At 68.0% G+C, this 15,521-nt stretch carries 14 protein-coding genes; 6 read left to right on the top strand and 8 right to left on the bottom strand.

Features of this window, described 5'->3' with window-relative positions; all coding sequences use genetic code 11:
* Positions 1-180 precede the first annotated feature (180 nt).
* Complete coding sequence (locus ABZX61_RS19435) at positions 181-1,119, bottom strand: site-specific integrase (RefSeq protein WP_355196239.1); 939 nt, start codon at positions 1,117-1,119, stop codon at positions 181-183.
* Positions 1,120-1,512: 393 nt separating this feature from the next.
* On the opposite strand from ABZX61_RS19435, the gene ABZX61_RS19430 reads away from it, so the two are divergent.
* Positions 1,513-2,073 carry a GNAT family protein gene (locus ABZX61_RS19430; RefSeq protein WP_350730374.1) on the top strand — a complete coding sequence of 187 codons (561 nt, stop codon included), beginning with the start codon at positions 1,513-1,515 and terminating at the stop codon, positions 2,071-2,073.
* Positions 2,074-2,638: 565 nt separating this feature from the next.
* On the opposite strand, the gene ABZX61_RS19425 is transcribed toward ABZX61_RS19430, so the two are convergent.
* A complete protein-coding gene (locus tag ABZX61_RS19425; protein WP_355196234.1) occupies positions 2,639-5,281 on the bottom strand; it encodes a caspase family protein in 2,643 nt (880 codons plus the stop codon).
* An 87-nt stretch (positions 5,282-5,368) separates the two neighbouring features.
* On the opposite strand from ABZX61_RS19425, the gene ABZX61_RS19420 reads away from it, so the two are divergent.
* Entirely contained in the window at positions 5,369-6,211 is an 843-nt protein-coding gene (locus tag ABZX61_RS19420) for a hypothetical protein (protein ID WP_355196232.1), read from the top strand.
* A gap of 206 nt (positions 6,212-6,417) precedes the next feature.
* Here the strand turns inward: ABZX61_RS19420 and ABZX61_RS19415 are convergent, their stop codons facing one another.
* Together ABZX61_RS19415 and ABZX61_RS19410 are read right to left on the bottom strand one after the other, a co-directional pair.
* On the bottom strand, positions 6,418-7,017 hold the full coding sequence (locus ABZX61_RS19415) for a dihydrofolate reductase family protein (protein ID WP_355196230.1): 600 nt from the start codon (positions 7,015-7,017) through the stop codon (positions 6,418-6,420).
* Positions 7,018-7,448: 431 nt separating this feature from the next.
* Positions 7,449-7,715: an ATP-binding protein gene (locus ABZX61_RS19410; protein ID WP_355196228.1), complete on the bottom strand. Its 267-nt coding sequence runs from the start codon at positions 7,713-7,715 to the stop codon at positions 7,449-7,451.
* A gap of 461 nt (positions 7,716-8,176) precedes the next feature.
* Between ABZX61_RS19410 and ABZX61_RS19405 the strand changes: the two genes are divergently transcribed.
* Entirely contained in the window at positions 8,177-8,329 is a 153-nt protein-coding gene (locus ABZX61_RS19405) for a hypothetical protein (protein ID WP_355196226.1), read from the top strand.
* A gap of 1,145 nt (positions 8,330-9,474) precedes the next feature.
* Here ABZX61_RS19405 and ABZX61_RS19400 read toward each other — a convergent pair.
* Positions 9,475-9,867, bottom strand: coding sequence for a helix-turn-helix domain-containing protein (locus ABZX61_RS19400; RefSeq protein ID WP_355196224.1), 393 nt, complete (start codon positions 9,865-9,867; stop codon positions 9,475-9,477).
* A 149-nt stretch (positions 9,868-10,016) separates the two neighbouring features.
* On the opposite strand from ABZX61_RS19400, the gene ABZX61_RS19395 reads away from it, so the two are divergent.
* A complete protein-coding gene (locus tag ABZX61_RS19395; protein ID WP_355196222.1) occupies positions 10,017-10,850 on the top strand; it encodes an enoyl-CoA hydratase/isomerase family protein in 834 nt (277 codons plus the stop codon).
* A gap of 473 nt (positions 10,851-11,323) precedes the next feature.
* Here ABZX61_RS19395 and ABZX61_RS19390 read toward each other — a convergent pair whose 3' ends face one another.
* Entirely contained in the window at positions 11,324-12,163 is an 840-nt protein-coding gene (locus ABZX61_RS19390) for a TIGR03620 family F420-dependent LLM class oxidoreductase (protein WP_355196220.1), read from the bottom strand.
* A 93-nt stretch (positions 12,164-12,256) separates the two neighbouring features.
* On the opposite strand from ABZX61_RS19390, the gene ABZX61_RS19385 reads away from it, so the two are divergent.
* Positions 12,257-13,123, top strand: a complete 867-nt coding sequence (locus ABZX61_RS19385) for a LysR family transcriptional regulator (RefSeq protein WP_355196218.1) — start codon at positions 12,257-12,259, stop codon at positions 13,121-13,123.
* A 139-nt stretch (positions 13,124-13,262) separates the two neighbouring features.
* Complete coding sequence (locus ABZX61_RS19380) at positions 13,263-13,649, top strand: Tn3 family transposase (protein WP_355197060.1); 387 nt, start codon at positions 13,263-13,265, stop codon at positions 13,647-13,649.
* A 236-nt stretch (positions 13,650-13,885) separates the two neighbouring features.
* Here the strand turns inward: ABZX61_RS19380 and ABZX61_RS19375 are convergent, their stop codons facing one another.
* Both ABZX61_RS19375 and ABZX61_RS19370 read right to left on the bottom strand, forming a co-directional pair.
* Positions 13,886-14,932: a CU044_5270 family protein gene (locus ABZX61_RS19375; RefSeq protein WP_355196216.1), complete on the bottom strand. Its 1,047-nt coding sequence runs from the start codon at positions 14,930-14,932 to the stop codon at positions 13,886-13,888.
* Positions 14,929-15,489, bottom strand: a complete 561-nt coding sequence (locus ABZX61_RS19370; RefSeq protein ID WP_355196214.1) for an RNA polymerase sigma factor — start codon at positions 15,487-15,489, stop codon at positions 14,929-14,931. The genes ABZX61_RS19375 and ABZX61_RS19370 overlap by 4 nt, the downstream gene beginning before the upstream one ends.
* Positions 15,490-15,521: the final 32 nt, after the last annotated feature.

Raw genomic sequence — 15,521 nt, 5'->3', positions numbered from 1 at the left:
CTCTGGAGCACCGACCAAACGGGCAAAGCGTAACTTTCGCAAGATCAGGCAACAAGAGTCATCTCAGCTATCAAACCGGCACGGAGTGCGATGTACCGGATGAAAGCTCGCGGCCTGGGGGACGTGTGCCGCGGAGGGGTTGAGGAGGCGGCTGTTAGAGAGGACAGACCCACTGAGCTTTCACCGGCGGCGCGCGGCCGGGTCGCGGGCTTGTTGCCAGCGCGCCAGGGCTTCGGGAGAGACGCGGGCGTAGCGGGCCAGCGAGGCGACCGAGGTGTGGCCGGAGTAGGCCAGCAGCGTGGAGGTGTTGGCGCCGTCCTCGGCGGCGTGAGTGAGCGCGGAGTGACGCAGCTGGTGCAGCGTCCACGGGCCACCGGAAAGCTCGGCGGTGGCCTGCTCGAACAGCTCGGCGGCGCGGCGGTAGGACAGCCGGGCCCGGCCGGAGCCGGGGTCGAGGTCGGGCGGCGGCAGCGGGACGCGGGCGCGCCGGTCGGTGAGGAAGAGCGGCCCGGTGCGGCGGCCGTCCAGCAGGCGGGGCAGCAGGCGGGCGGTGGGCGTCTGCCAGACGATGACGTCGACGGCGCCGCCCTTGCGTCGGACTTTGGCGCGGCGGTTGCGCTGGTCGAGGTCGGCGACGTCGAGGGCCAGGACCTCCTCGGCCCGGGCCGCGCTCTCATACAGCATTCGGAACAGGGTGCGCTCGCGCAGTCCCAGGTTCTGCCGGGTGAGCAGGGCCTCGACCTGGGCGCGGTCGAGGGCCTTGGTGCGGTCCGGCGTCCGGGCACGGCGGCGGATGCGGCGCAGCGGGTCGCCGGTCAGCCAGTCCTGGTCATGCCACCAGTCGCGGGCGGAGCCGAGCGCGTCGCGGCGGGCGTTGAAGGTGGCCGCGGCCGCCGTCCCCCAGCGGGCGGTGAACCAGGCGGCGAGGCGGTCGGCGCCGGCCTCGCCCTCCAACTCCTCCAGGGCGGCGTGCTCGCCGAACTCGGCGGCCAGGGCGCGCAGCGCGATCGCGTACGCCTTGGCGGTGTTGCGGTTGCCGATCGTGGCCAGGAACGCCTCGACCGCCGCGCCGAGATCCGGCACCTCCGGTCGCGGACTCAGCCGACGAACCGTCCCCATCGCACCCCTCCGAACCGCTATCGCAGATAAGCACCCCGAGTCACCCCGTCTGATGCGGGAGCGCTCCGCGGAACGTCCGAGGTCGATCAGGCCGCCACCAGAGGCAAGATCGAGGTTATCGCAGATAATGGCTCACTATCCGCGATAATCCCCCTGATCATCTCTGACCGGTGTCGGGAAGGATCATTCCCGCGAGCGCCCATCCCGGGCTCAGCCGCGCGGCGCGTACATGATCACTGCCACTCCGGCCAGGCGGACCAGGAGAATCGGTACCCGACATGATCTTTCAACGGGTTGGTGCTCGGGGTGGTGGATGCTGTCGTGAGCACGTTCGATTGATCAATCACTCCAAACTTCGTGGACGTCTGTCGGACACTCTGCGACCATCGCACGGTGACAGATGAAGCCGATCGCCAGACGTCGTTCCCCACCAGTTCGAAGCATGTGCGCTTTGTCGAGTTGTCGAGCACTGCGATGTCCGCTCTGCTCGAGGGGGATCTGCCCGCGGCCAGCAACACGGCTGGGGTCGCTCTGACTGAGTACTTCGTGACAGACAGAGCACAGTGGCTGTGGCGGATTCGGATCGACCAGATGGCCGCCGACCCCCGCCACGCACGGTGGATCGCGCGGCAAGCGGTAACCGGGCCCGAAGGTGTCGTCATCGGTCATGCCGGGTTTCACGGACCGCCCGATGAGGCGGGCATGGTCGAGATCGGCTACGCGGTCGCTCCTGACTTCCGTCGCCAGGGGTACGGCCGAGCCATCCTGATCGAGTTGCTGCGCCGGGCCGCGGCCGAACCGGCGGTCAAGACCGTACGGGCGACGATCAGTCCCGACAATGTGGCGTCCCTGGCCACGATCGCCGGCTTCGGCTTCGTCAAGGTCGGAGAAGACTGGGACGAAGAGGACGGTCTCGGACTCATCTTCGAAGTCCCCGCCAACCGCAGCTACTAGGTGCAACCAACCCGGTGAAGGTTACCGGTCACAGCATTGGCGCCAAGGGTCGGCATTGGCGGCGGACCCGCCATGGCGATCACGGTGACGCCGCGCAGGTGCTGGCGCCGGGAGGTGAGTGCGCCCATGTCTCCCACGATAGGCCTGGCATGAACGCGTATTGCGTCGACCGCCAGCACGCGACGCTATTCGGCCCTCCGCGCGCTGCGGCTACCCAGCGAACGGAGGCCGGGGGCGAGGAACGCAGGGACAGCCATTGGCGGTGAGATGGATCATGGTGCGCATGGTCACCGCGACCTGCGGAAGCACTAAAGATCGTGTTGTTGAGCCGGACTGTCCCGCCATGTTCGGGCCGCAGAGCTGACTCGACACGGTTGGTGGTGCACCGCCCTGACCTGCTCGAACAGCCCCTACCGCTAATGACTGTCCCGTTGTTCCTCGCCCCAGGAGTCCACCGCGAACACCGACATGCCACTTGAACTGCATGGATGTAGTTTTCGGCAGGCGCAATAATCGACGCTCTCAGAGCCGTCCGCTGAACGACCCGGCCGACCCGTGGCCATGATCAGCGCTTGACGTTCCATTTTCGCACCGTTTTGTCCGTCCCGGTGGTGAAGAGCGCCTGTCCGTCCGCCGTGAACGTGAGGTCGGTGACCTTGCCGGTGTGGCCGGTCAGCGGCGTGAGCCCCTGACCGGTCGCGGCATCGAACAGAGCCGGTTCGCCCTCCTTCGTCGCGGCGGCGATGAGCTTGCCGTCCGGGCTGAACACCAGATCGCCCTGCACCGTCGCGGTCAGAGTCGCGCGAACCTTCCCGGTCGCGAGGTCGAAGAGGCGGACGCCCCCGTCCTTGTCGGTCGCGTACGCCTTGGAGCCGGGCGTGAAGCCGGCGAAGCGCCCGGCCTTGGCGACCGAAGCCAGCCGTTTCCCGTCGGGCACGCGCCTCAGCTCGAATCCGTCCTTGCCGCCCGGCAGCGTGTCGGCGAGCGTCTTGCCGTCGGGGCTGATCCACACCGGGAACCAAGCGTTGTCCAGCGTCGCCGTGGCTTTGCCGCCGACCACGTCCCACACCTTCGTCACCCCGCCGGCGGCACCCGTGACCAGCACCTTCCCATCCTGGCTGAACCCCATGCTCTGGATCCCGTTACGGTGGCCGGTCAACGTGGCCAGCAGCTTGCCCGTCGAGGGGTCCCACAAGCGGATCGGCGCGTCAAAGGGCCTGTCGGTGGCGAACATGCTGGCCGTGGCGACGGTCTTGCTGTCCGGGCTGAACGCCACGGCTGCGGACCCCTGATGGCCGGTGAACGAGGCCATGACGTCGCCCCTGCTGGTGTTACGCAGCGAGACGGTCATCGTGCCACCCGAGAGGACACCCATCGACTCGCCATCCACCGTGGTGACTTCGCGCTTGCCGTCGAAGTAGGTGCCGGCGACCAGGTTGCCGTCCGGGCTGAAGACGACGCCGTTGTCCGTGTCGAACGTCGCCACCTTCTGGCCGGTCGATGTGTCCCACAATGTCGCGATCTGCGCGGCGGCCCGGTTGACCGGCGGGTCGAGCGTGACCACCCAGCGGCCGTCGGGGCTCAGCTCGGCAGACTCGATCGAGCCGCCGTGACTCAGCGTGATCATCCCCAGCGTCGCCCCGAAGCCTGCCGGGCCGCTGCCGCTCTCTGTAGTGCGCTGTGTGGGCAGTGCGGAGAAGATGCCGATCGTCGCGGCGATGGCGACGACGAGGCCGATCGCGCCGAAGACCAACACGAGTCGGCGCTTCGTGACGGGCACCGGGGCGCTGCCGGGTGGCGACGGCGATGGCGCCTCGACCCCAGGCGTCTCGACCTCAGGCGTCTCGATTGCGGGCGTCTCGATTACGGGCGGAGGTACGGCGGGCGGGGGCAGCCGGGGCGGCGCGACGTCACCCAGGGCGGCAGCGGCGGCCGCCCGCACTTGCCTGCTGTCATCGTCGTTGCGTAACCCGGCGAGCGCCTCACGGGCGGCCCGCCGATAGCCCTCGCGCCCCCCGGCCAGCAGCTCGGCGAGCGCTCGCACCGCCTCCAGCCTCAGCACGGGCCGATCGCTGCCGAGATCGGCGCGGACCTCCTCCGGCAGCACGGCCGGGCGGACGCTGCGCGCGACCACCAGCGCCCCGGTCGTCTCGAAGCTCCACTTACGCGGCACCTGCCCGACCCCGGCCTCGCGGACGCGCCGGGCGACGTAGTCGAACAGCTCGTCAACGGTGATCTCACCATCGTGATCCAGGTCGGCGCCCCCGGTCCTGAGCCCGTGCACCAGCGCTTCGGTGAAAACGGACGGCTGAGCCTCGTAGGAGGTGAGTCGGCCGCCCTCGAACGCGTACTCGGTCGCACTGGACGCGGTCAGCACCGTACGCCCGGACCCACCCCCGCGGAACTCGTCGCCGAGGTAGACGGTGCGGTCCGCGCGCACCGGAGCGTCGCGCGCGAACGCCCCGCTGTAGCAACAGTCCAGCACCAGCAGCACCGACCGCGACGCGGACTCGCTCATCTGCTCGGAGATGAACGACGCCGGCAGCCCGGTCGCCGCGAGCGAGTCCAGCTCGGTGTCGGCCGCCGCCAGATAGAGCCGGCCCCGCTGGTCCTTGAGCCCATGACAGGAGAAGTGCAGGAGCAGGACGTCGTCAGGCCGCCGGTCGGCGAAGAGAGCCGCGACCCGGCGGCGCAACACGGACTCACTGGCATCGGTGAGCGTTTCGACGTCGAAGGCACCGATGCCCGGTTCGCCGAGGACCTGGGCAAGCGCCATGATGTCGGAGACCGGCGAACGCAACCGGCTCAGCCCGGGATCCTGGTAGGCCGCGTTGGCCACCAGAAGCGCGCTCCGCCGGCCGGCCGTACCGGAAGCAGCCGCACCACCAGACGGAGCACCGGCCTCGACGGAGACCAGGACCCGGCGACGACGTGGATGCGCCTGCCGCCACCGCTGGACGTAGTCCGCGATCTGCGCCACGGACGCCGCCGTGGACAGTCCCGTCACCAGGAAGCCGATCCCGGCGGCGAGCAGCTCGGCCGACCGGGTCCCGTCAGGGGCCGGCCCCTCCACCGCCCGCGTGACCCCGGAGATCCCCGACGCCAGCAGGTCCCGGCGGAACTGGATGGCCAACTCCTCGACCTCCGCCGGATCGACGTCGGCCCCGGCCGGGGTGATCCGCAGTGAGAAACCGTTCTCTTCGGACATCGCCGCTCCGGATCAGGATGTCGAACGTGGCAGACACCCCGATGCTGCCCGAGGAACCAGCCGGGCGCCACGTTTTCCGGGGGGCTCATGGACTCCTTCTTGCTGCGCTCACGCGAGCGTGCCCGCCGGGCCGGGACACTGCCCCGCGCCGACGTCACTCTCGACATCAAGCTGTCCACCCTGCGCGATCTGGCCCAGCACGTGAGCACGCGCGGCAAGCAGGACTGGGCCCTGGCCGACGTGCACGACATCGAGGCGTTCCTGGCCGCTCAGCCCAAGAACCGGCCCCGCAGGCTGCAGATCACCCGGCAGTTCTTCCGCTTCGCCAAGAGCCACAAGATGATCCTCATCGACCCCACCGACGGGCTGTCGGCGAAGGCTCCCAAGGGCTTCATCGGCAAGGCTCTCACCCTCGACCAGCAGCGACACCTCTTCCAGCGGTGGACCACCGACCCGGCTGTCCACCCGCACGAGGCTCTGCTGGGCGTTCTCGCCCTGTTGCATGGCGCCTCCAGTAGCGAGGTTCGCCACCTGCGGCTGGACGACATCAATCCGGCGGACCGCGCCATCCGCCTGGGGCAACGTCCTCGCCCGGCGCCCCTGGATCCGGTCAGCTGGACCACCGTGCAGCGGTGCGTGGCTCACCGCGAGACCCAACGCACCGGCAACCCGCATCTGATGGTCACCAAGGGCACCAAGGCCGGCCGGAACCCGGCCTCGGCCGCCTATGTCAGCCACGTCCTGGACCCGGCCGGGATCTCACCGCGGATGCGCCGCTCCACCCGCCTGATCGACCTGGTCAACACGATGGATACGAAGCTCGTCGCCGCAGCCTTCGGGATGCACTCCGAAGGCGTCATGATCTATCTCGCCGACCATGTCGATCCCGGCCGCCTGCCCGGACGAAGCGCGGTTGACCGGCCAACGTGAGACCTATCCTCGCTGCGATGCACCAAGAAGATCACGACGTCACCGAGTTGCCCGAAGTGACCATCCGCAGCCAAGACGATCCAGATGTCCGCGTTCGGCCGCTGACCGCCGCTTCTCCGGCGAATAAGAACCGCGGCCGCCCCGGTTAGTCAGCGGTTTTGGGTTCTTGGCGATCCAAGCCGACGATTGACGCGGAAACAGGGCGGTCAGCGGTAGCGCACGCGGTAACGCAGGTGTGTCACGCCTTCGCCCTCGACGACCTCGACGCGTTCGAGCTCGGCCTTCTCGTTCTGGATGTTGTCGAAGTAGCGGACGCCCTCACCGACGAACACGGGGACCAGATCGATCCGCACCTCATCCAACAGGCCGAGATTGAGGCACTGCTGGGCGATGTTCGGGCCGGAGACACCGACGTTGCCGTCTCCGGCGGCCTTGGCCTGACTGATCGCGCTGGCGACGCCGTCGTGGACGAAGGTGAAGGGCGCCAGCCGTTCCGCGGGCCAGTCCGCTGGAGGTTCGCGGTGGGTCACCACGAACGCGCGTCCGCCACCGGGCGGGTTTCCGCCCCAGCCGCCGGTGTAGTCGAACACCCGCCGGCCGCAGACGAACGCGCTGTCCCGGGCGAAGTCCATCTGCGCCCGCAGATAGCCCGCGCTGGCCGCGGCGACCCGGAATGTGATCGGATAGCCGACCATCGGCACCTCCACATCGCCGTTGTCATACCAGTCGAACAGAGGGCCGACGCTGTTGTCCGGACGGGCCACGAACCCGTCGAGAGACATACAGAAGCTGGCGCTCACGGTCATGATCGAACTCCTTGTCATGTTGCTCAGATCCCGCCGGTTCACCGAGTCGACGGCGCCTTGAAGCCCACCAGAGGCGCAGTTCGTGCGCCCTCCCGGTCGTGGGCTTCGTGGATCCTCTCGTTCCGGCGTGTGCCTTCGGACAGTCAGACCGTCGACGACCGGCGAACTCATCGCTCGCCAACCACATCCGGATGCCACCAGAGCATCTGCCATGATCACGTGGACGCCGCGAGTTGCAGGCGCAACTCCGATGAGCCCTCTTGGTGAGGCTGGTTCACCGTCGCGCCGCCGCTGGTGATGGCGACATCGCGCCGGCCAGCGGCCTCGCCCGCCTGCACGGCGGGCAGTTTGGATCTTGGCGTCTCCGATGAAGTCCACCTTTCTGACGGTGAAAGTTCGAAGGCGCATTCTGAACTTGTGCAGTTTCGGCGTCACCTGACACACGTTCGCGCGAATATGTGCGCTTTCGAAAACGACTCATTTGAGGCGATCGCGACACTGTTGGTCTCCTCCCTCGGTGAGAACATGGTCTTGGTCAGCGCCTTCTCGTCGGCGGCCTCGAGCAGCTCGTTGACCAGCTTGGCCGCCAGGGTGTACTTGACCTTGAACCCGGCCAGCGCAGCCTCGGTGCCCAGCGCGATGAGCAGGTGCGACTTGCCGGTTCCTGAGTCGCCGATCAGACACAGCGGCAGGTGCATGCGTACCCAGTCGCAGGTGGCCAGCGTGTGATGACGGCCGAGTCGACGTTGGGGGTGGCGTCGAAGTCGAACTCGCGCAGCGATTTCTGCCTCGGAAAGCTCGCCGCCTTGATCCGCGGCTCCGACGCTTTGCGGGCCTGGTAATCACATTCGGCCATCAGCAACTCCGGGGTGGAGGAACGACGGGACAGCCATTAGCGGTACGGGATGTTCGAGCATGTCAGGACAGGTGTGCACGACCAACGGCATTGAGTCAGCGTCGGCCCGAACGTGGCGGGAGAGCCTGGCGCAATAACGCGACCTTGAGTGTTTCCGCAGGTCCCGGTGGCCATCTGCACCATGATCCATCTCGCTGCTAATGGCTGTCCCGTTGTTCCTCGACCCCGGAGACCGGTCCGGTCAGCAGAGTCTGGCTCACCCAGTCCTTCCGCGGCCAGGCCGCGACCCTGGAACGACTGCGCATGCATCGACAACTCGAGGAAGCCCTCACCCAGGGCTCGGACCCCCTCCACCTCGCAGCCGTGTTCGGACTCGATCCCAAGGCGGCCATCCGCTACGCCGAGAACGCCCGCGCCCTTCTCGTCACTGCAGCAGAGGAGCACGAGACCAAGTAGCTCTACCACACAGTAGACAAATGGAATCGACCCCAGACGCCAGGTGGGCCCATGATCGTGAGCCATGACATTCGACAACAGCACGACCCGCTTCATGACCATCGACGGAGTCGGCTACCACGCTCAATGGGGCCCGCGGAGCCGAGCCGGGATAGAACCACCCGTCGTGACCTTCCTGGTTGAGCCTGCAGAAACCCCGGGCAGCCTCCTGCGGGTGTCGTGGACCTTAACGTCAGGCCCGCAACCTAACCATCTGGAAGACGCCGTGGTCGCCGCCAGTGTCCGTCTTGCTCTCCGACTTGGCTGGCGCCCCTCGGCTCCCGAGCCTGAGTTCGGGCTCGGGCTCACAGATCAAGACCTCTCGCTATGACCCACCAAGTTCACGGCGAACCCAAGGGCCGAAACAACCCACGGAGCATGAAGACTTACGGGTTCATCGCGAAGAGCCTTCAGTTCGCCTGAACTCCGGGATTTCACGGGGTGTCGTTAAGAGTCGTGTCACCAGGTACACGCGATCGTGTTGACCCTGCTGACGGCTTCGTTACCGACCCCGAGACGCGAGCGGACCAAAACCCGGAGTCGGGTGCCGCGGCCGTTACCCAATGTGACCTGCGGAAATGCTCTGCTACGGCTGTCAGGGCCCTGTCACTGGCTCGCCGGGCACGGTCTCAGCCGCCAGTGCTGCCCGAGCTACCTGGGTCACAGCCGATACCGTCCGCGCCGGGCATGGGGTACTGGCCGGCGTGATCCATCGGACCGTGGTACGGCAGGTGGCGGCCCCGGGCCCGACGCCTGGGCACGGGAGCCTTGCGGAACAGCAGTGACCACGCCGAACGGACAGCGATCGCCGCAATTGTGAGCAGCATCAGGGCTGCTACCGCCATCGAGACAGTCATCGGCCCTCTCCTCGCCCTCTATTGATCAGGTTAGCCAACCGTGAGGGCCGTGCCAGCGGGGTTGGGGTCCACCGGCAAGAAGGCTCCCGCCATCCATCTCCGGCGACCGTCTTGCGCATGCCCCGTGAGCACGACGACGCCGCAGCACCGGCCGAGGGCTGACCAGCTGGTACCGACCGGTAGCTCTGATCACTCACAGCTACTTTGCGTCTGGTGACACGGACCCGAGCGGACTGCCACGATGAGCGCTCAACCATCACTGGAGTGGGCACTTACGGAGCGCGCGTCGTAGGCCCGTTGCCGGGCGTCGATGTCGTCGGCGTGTTCGACCGCCCAGGTGTAGAGGTGTAAGAACGGCTCTCGCAGCGACTCGCCGAGTGGCGTGAGCGAGTACTCCACCCCTACGGGCGAGGTCGGCAGGACACCGCGTTCGATCATGCCGTTGCGTTCCAGACGACGCAGGGTCTGGGTGAGCACGCGCTGGGTGACTCCCTCGAGCCGGCGCTTGATCTGGTTGAACCGTTTCGGCTCGGCCAACACCGCCATCGTCATCATCGACCACTTGTCCGCGATCTGGTCGAGGATCGGACGGGTCGGGCAGTCGGCGCGGAAGACCCGGTCCGGCTCGCTGGTATCGGTCACCTAGGTATCCTCCGCGATGCTTGAGATGCCCAAAGTGCGTTATTGACGCCCCCAGGCGATCACCCAACCATAGGTATACATCAGATACCTAGCGGCGTGGCAGCCTGTGTCGCATTGCCGTCGCCGTCTCCGGATAGGAGTTCCCCGGCGTGAGCCAGCCCACCTTCCCCACCCTGCACGTGACGCGCGACCGCGGCGTCGTCAAGGTCGTCATCGACAACCCTCCCGTGAACGTTCTCAGCCTGGCGATGATGGCCGACCTGATGACGCTGCTGACCACATTGCGGCAGGACGAGACGGCCAAGGTTGTCGTGTTCGAGAGCGCCGACCCGGAGTTCTTCATCGCCCACGTCGACATGACGCTCGTGGACGACGAGGACGCCACCGCCGACCCGACCGCCGGGGCGCCGGCCGGGCTCAACGTCTTCCAGGCGCTCGGTGAGGCCCTGCGTACCCAGCCCCAAGTGACGATCGTCAAGCTGGCCGGGATCGCTCGTGGCGGAGGGGCCGAGTTCGTCGCGGCGGCCGACATGAGTTTCGCGGCGATCGGCCGGGCCGGGCTCGGCCAGATGGAGGTGCTGGGCGGCATCGTGCCCGGTGGCGGCGGCACGCAGTACCTGCTGGCCCGGGCGGGCCGCAACCGCGCTGTGGAGATCGTCCTCGGTGCGGATCTGTTCGACGCGCAGACGGCCGAACGCTACGGCTGGGTCAATCGCGCGCTGCCGACCGACGAGATCGACGCGTTCGTCGACCGGCTCGCCCGAAACATCGCGGACCTGCCGGACGGCACGATCGCGGCCGTCAAGAGTGCCCTGCCGCCGCAGGACCTGGCCGCCGGGATGGTGCGCGAGCACGAGGCATGGGCAAGTCAGTTCGCCCGGCCCGCTGCGGAGAAACTGTTCCGCAGCGCGCTCGCGGCCGGCGCGCAGACCCGCGACGGCGAGCGGCGCCTGGAGCAACTGCTGCGTGAGTTCCGGCGGTAAATGTCCGGGAATCTCCGGCGCTACGTGGCCGGACATAATCCCTTGACGGCAAAAGTACGGCCCCGCCGTGTGGCGGGGCCGCCTCCTGCCGACTCTCGCGGCCAGTCCCTGTTAGCCCCGAATTTGAAAGCCGTCTCGGGGATCTTTGCCTCACGAGGCTTTGAAACAAGGGATTGCTTTCGCTCGTCCTTTCGGCCTTCCCCTCGCCTGTGGCCCCCGGACGGATCGGGTGCTCTTGGGCTTTCCCTCTGAGCTCCGCACCCCGCAGTTACCCGCGACGCACGTCGGCGTACTGCCCCGCCGTCCTTCCCAGCCGCCGAAGGTCGGCAGCAGCTCCTCCAGCTCCGTCATGGCGTGGGTGATGTTGATGGAGATGCAGCCCCCGCGTGGAGACCGCTTGGACACAGTTGGGACGGACCCGCACCGGAGGTTGTGGTGCTCGCCGACGTGGACGCCGACGCGTTCCCGCCCGGTCACTCGGGCCTGATGGCCAGCACGGCGTCGGAGACCGCTCGGAGGGTGGCGATGGGGTCGTCGCCGAGGGGGTAGACGCCGACGTGGTCCGCGCCGGCATCGAGGTGCGCGGTCAGGCCGCGCGCGAGGTCGGCCGGGTCGCCGTAGGCAAGCAGTGCGTCGATGACGCGGTCGCTCCCGGTGCCGGAGAGGTCCTCGTCGGTGAAGCCCAGCCGCCGGAGGTTGCTCGCGTAGTTGGCGACCTGCAACGCCTTCCCGGGCGGTGCGGCCCGGGCGACGGCGCGGGCCCGCTCGACGTCGGGCTCCGCAATCGCGAAGTGGCCGGGAAGTAGCAGCTTGCCCGCACCCAGGACCTCCCTCGCCCGCCGGGTGTGCTCGGGCGTGACCATGCAGGGGATGGCACCCGCGGTGCGGTCGCGGGCCAACCGCATCATTCTCGGACCGAGGGCGGCCAGCACCACCCGCTCGGCCGGGACACCGGCCAGCGCCAGTTGGTCCAGGTAGGACACCAGGGTGTCATATGGCGACGCCCACTCGGCGTGGACCTCGCGGTGCCCGACCCCGACGCCGAGAAGGAACCGGCTGGGGTGCCTGGCGACGATTCGGTGGTAGGAGGCGGCGACGGTCTCGGCGTCGGCGGACCACACGTTGACCACGCTCGTGCCGACCACCAGCCGGGTGGTGGCGTCGAGGAGCTTCTCCGCGAAGGCGAGGTCGGCCGGTGGCGATGCGTCCAGCCAAAGCGTGCCATAGCCGGCCCGCTCCACCTCCATCGCGCTCTGCGGGCTCACCTCATGCTCGCGTAGGTGGGCGCCGAGCAGACCCAGATCGATATCCATGATCCGATCCCAGCACCACGCCCCATTCGGAAACCAGGACCAGTTCCGACGCGCTCGATAACCTGGAGGCATCGTCGCAGAACAGGGGGCTCGGTGGAACTGCGGTCACTGCGCTACTTCGTTGCGGTCGCCGACGAACTGCACTTCGGGCGGGCCGCCGAGCGGCTGCACATCGCCCAGCCCGCGGTCAGCAGGCGGATCGCCCAACTGGAACGGGAGCTGGGAGTCCGGCTGCTGGACCGTTCACCGCGCCGGGTTCGGCTCACTGCTGCGGGGCACCGGGTGCTCGCCGCGGCGCGTGATGCGCTGGCGGCCGCGGATCGGGTCCAGGCCGCCGCCGGTGCGCCGGCGGGCACCATGCGCATCGGTACCGCCGCCGGGTTCACCGCTCGCCTGGAACGCGGGATCGACGCGCTGCGCGAGCACTCCTCGGCGCTCGGCGTCGACGTCGTGCTGGTCGACCTTCCACTGGCGGCTCGTCTGGACACCGTGCGACGGGGGGAGATCGATCTGGCACTGGCCCGGGGGGTGCATTCGGCACCCGGGCTGCGGGTGCTGCCGACGTGGACGGAGCAGCTGTTCGCGATCGTTTCCGTGCAGCACCTCGCCGCCGGTCGCTCGACAGTCGACCTGGCCGATCTCGCCGTCGGCGAACTGCGGATCCCGTCGCGGGACCACGGCCTGTTCCTGCCGGAGGCCTTGAAAGCCGCGATACGGAAGGCCGGGGTCGAAACTCGGGTCGGCCGCCTTGCCGGGACGGTCCAGGACACGATCGTCGAGGTCGGTTTCAATCCGCGTAGCTGGACCGTGCTGCCAGGCGACCAGGTCGCGGAGATCCGCTCCACCCGGGTGCGGGCAATCCCGTTCACCCCGCAGACCACGATCACCGGCAGCGTCGTGGTACCGGTCGACCTCCCGCACACCTGCGTCGCTGCCCACCAGGCAGCCTTCGGAGATTGACCGTCCACAGCAAGATGCGAACCCGACGCGGTGCGGCGATGGCGGCCGGCCATAACGGCCCTCCGCTCGGGTCCGTGCGACCAGACGCAGAGTAGCTGTGAGTGACCTGGAGTACGCGGTTTGACAGAACAGATTCCACATAACCGCCTGCTACCTTTCGGATCCGGTCTACCGGCGCAAGATCTCCAGGCAGCTCAACAAACGCGAATCGCTGCACGCGCTGCGCCGGGACCTGCACTACGCCCAGCAGGGCACCATCGTCCGGCCTCACCTGCAAGATCAGACTGAGCAGGCCTGGTTCCTCACGATCCTGACGAACGCGGTGATCACCTGGACGACCGAGTATTACGGCATGGCGATCAAGGAGCTGCGCGCCCAGGGCCGCGAAGTCCCCGACGAACTGCTGTCGTTCATCGCCCCCGGCCACCGCGAGAACATCAACTTCTTCGGCTTCATCGAGGCGACATCGAAGCCGAACTCGCCAAACTGGACGACGGCTGGTTACCGCTGCGGCCAACCCTGGTGAACGAGTTAGTCATCACCTTCCTGATCAACCCCTGATGGCGAACCCCGGAAGAACCATGATGGTGGCCGCCTGGCGGCGTGCGGGGCTGTATGAGCACCTCACCCCCGAAGACCGCCGCAGGCTCAACCTCTGTTCTGGCCCCACGTCAAGCTCTACGGCCGGTTCGTTTTGGACATGGACACCCGGCTCCACCTCACCACCGCTTACCGCTCACATCCCCTCACCGACGGCGGGCTTCACCCGGCGGAGGGCGGGGATGGCCGGGTGTCGGTCCAGCCGGACTCCAGCACCATGTTGACCCGGTCTTTCACCTGCGGAATGCCGCCGATAACTTCGAAGGTCAGCACCTTGGAGGTGTCGGGGTCGATGATCAGTCTGCCCTGGGTGGGTTGGCCCTCCTGGATCGGGAAGGTCACGGAGACGCCCGGCCGCCCCTGCGGATCGGTGGTCCGGCCTTCGACCCGCACTGCGGGCAGCGTCGCCAGCGCCTGGTACGCGGCGCTGCGCACCTGTGGGGAGGCGGGCAGCTCGTACAGGAGTGATGCCAAGGTGGGCGGCAGGCCGTTCTCCACCGAACCGGCGAAATCCTGATCGCTACGGATCGCCTCAGCGGCCCGCTTCTTCAGCGCTTCGGGGTTGGCGGGCAGGGCCTCGATCTCCTTCAGGGTCATGGGCATGGCACTCCAGTAGAGCTTCTGCTCCCTCATGAGCCGGGTGAGCGTGCCCTCATCGGGCGAGGTGGAGTAGACGCCGCCGTCCTTCCCCATCTCCCATTCGGTCGGCGAGCCGTCCCGGCGCCATGCCTCCACATCCAGGGGGCGTGCGGCCAGCTGCCTGCGGCCGATCCAGCCTCGGCCATCCTTGGCCACCCACGTCTCTGAGAGGTATGAGGTTTCCAGACGGTAGGTGTTGCCGTTCTGGCCGTACGGTCCCGCCGAGCCCACGTACAGCTGCTTGAGATGCCAGTAGCCGCCTTCTGAGGCGGCTTGGGCCTTGGCAGCGGCGGCCAGCAGGATCGACGTGCCTGACAGGATGGTGCCGCCGGGTGTGACTGTGGGGGAGGGCGCTGCGGTGGGGGTGGCCTGGCCAAGGAAGACCGCCGTCGCGGCCGCGGCCGCTGCGAGCCCGATGGCACCGGCCCGCCACGGCAGACGCCGGGCCGTCCGGTGTGGGCGCTCCTGGGTCGCCATGATCGCCTCACGCAGTTCGCGCGCGCCGGGCCCTTGATCCGGCGCGTGTGGTGCCGGGTCGATGGCCTTGACCAGGTTGTCGATGTCGCTCATGCTTCCCCCATCGCGATTGTCAAGGACGCCTGCCGCTCCAGCGCCGCTGCCATCCGTTTGCGCGCCCGATGCAGCCGGGTGCGGGCGGCAATAGCTGTACATCCCAAAACTTTGGCGATCCGCTGGCTGGTCAGGCCCTCCCAGCAGGCCAGCGCCAAGACCTCGCGGTCACGTTCGGGCAACCCGTCGAAGGCGGCGCGAACATGGTCCAGATCGACCGATCTGACCGGCCGGTCGGCGGCCAGTTCCGCACGCAGCCGTTCGGTGAGCACGGCCCGGCGGGATTCGCCGCGCTGCTGGTTGGCCAGCACGCGGCGGGCCACCCCGTACAGCCACAGCAGCGCCTCCTCGTCCTCGGGCATATCGCCGATGCGCCGCCAGGCGGTGAGGAACGTCTCGGAGATGACGTCGGCGGTGTCGTCGGGCGAGCTGGTACGGCGGGCGGCGTACTGGTGTATCGCCGGGTAGTACGCGTCATAGACCGCTTCGAAGCGATCTCGGTATGTCACAAAGTCTCCTTGCCGAAAGGTGCCGGACACCTGGTAAATGTCCGGCACCTTTAGGAATGTGGCAGCTCGCTATGAGCAGT

This window comes from Nonomuraea sp. NPDC003709 (genome assembly GCF_040610775.1).
Classification (GTDB): Bacteria; Actinomycetota; Actinomycetes; order Streptosporangiales; family Streptosporangiaceae; genus Nonomuraea; species Nonomuraea angiospora_A.
This window is presented reverse-complemented; position numbering and strand designations above follow the sequence as displayed.

Excerpts from the sequence above, each read along its gene's own strand:
- ABZX61_RS19435 (WP_355196239.1), bottom strand. The coding sequence starts at position 1,119 with ATGGGGACGGTTCGTCGGCTGAGTCCGCGACCGGAGGTGCCGGATCTC.
- ABZX61_RS19425 (WP_355196234.1), bottom strand. The coding sequence starts at position 5,281 with ATGTCCGAAGAGAACGGTTTCTCACTGCGGATCACCCCGGCCGGGGCC.
- ABZX61_RS19420 (WP_355196232.1), top strand. The coding sequence starts at position 5,369 with ATGGACTCCTTCTTGCTGCGCTCACGCGAGCGTGCCCGCCGGGCCGGG.
- ABZX61_RS19415 (WP_355196230.1), bottom strand. The coding sequence starts at position 7,017 with ATGACCGTGAGCGCCAGCTTCTGTATGTCTCTCGACGGGTTCGTGGCC.
- ABZX61_RS19410 (WP_355196228.1), bottom strand. The coding sequence starts at position 7,715 with ATGCACCTGCCGCTGTGTCTGATCGGCGACTCAGGAACCGGCAAGTCG.
- ABZX61_RS19405 (WP_355196226.1), top strand. The coding sequence starts at position 8,177 with ATGCATCGACAACTCGAGGAAGCCCTCACCCAGGGCTCGGACCCCCTC.
- ABZX61_RS19390 (WP_355196220.1), bottom strand. The coding sequence starts at position 12,163 with ATGGATATCGATCTGGGTCTGCTCGGCGCCCACCTACGCGAGCATGAG.
- ABZX61_RS19375 (WP_355196216.1), bottom strand. The coding sequence starts at position 14,932 with ATGAGCGACATCGACAACCTGGTCAAGGCCATCGACCCGGCACCACAC.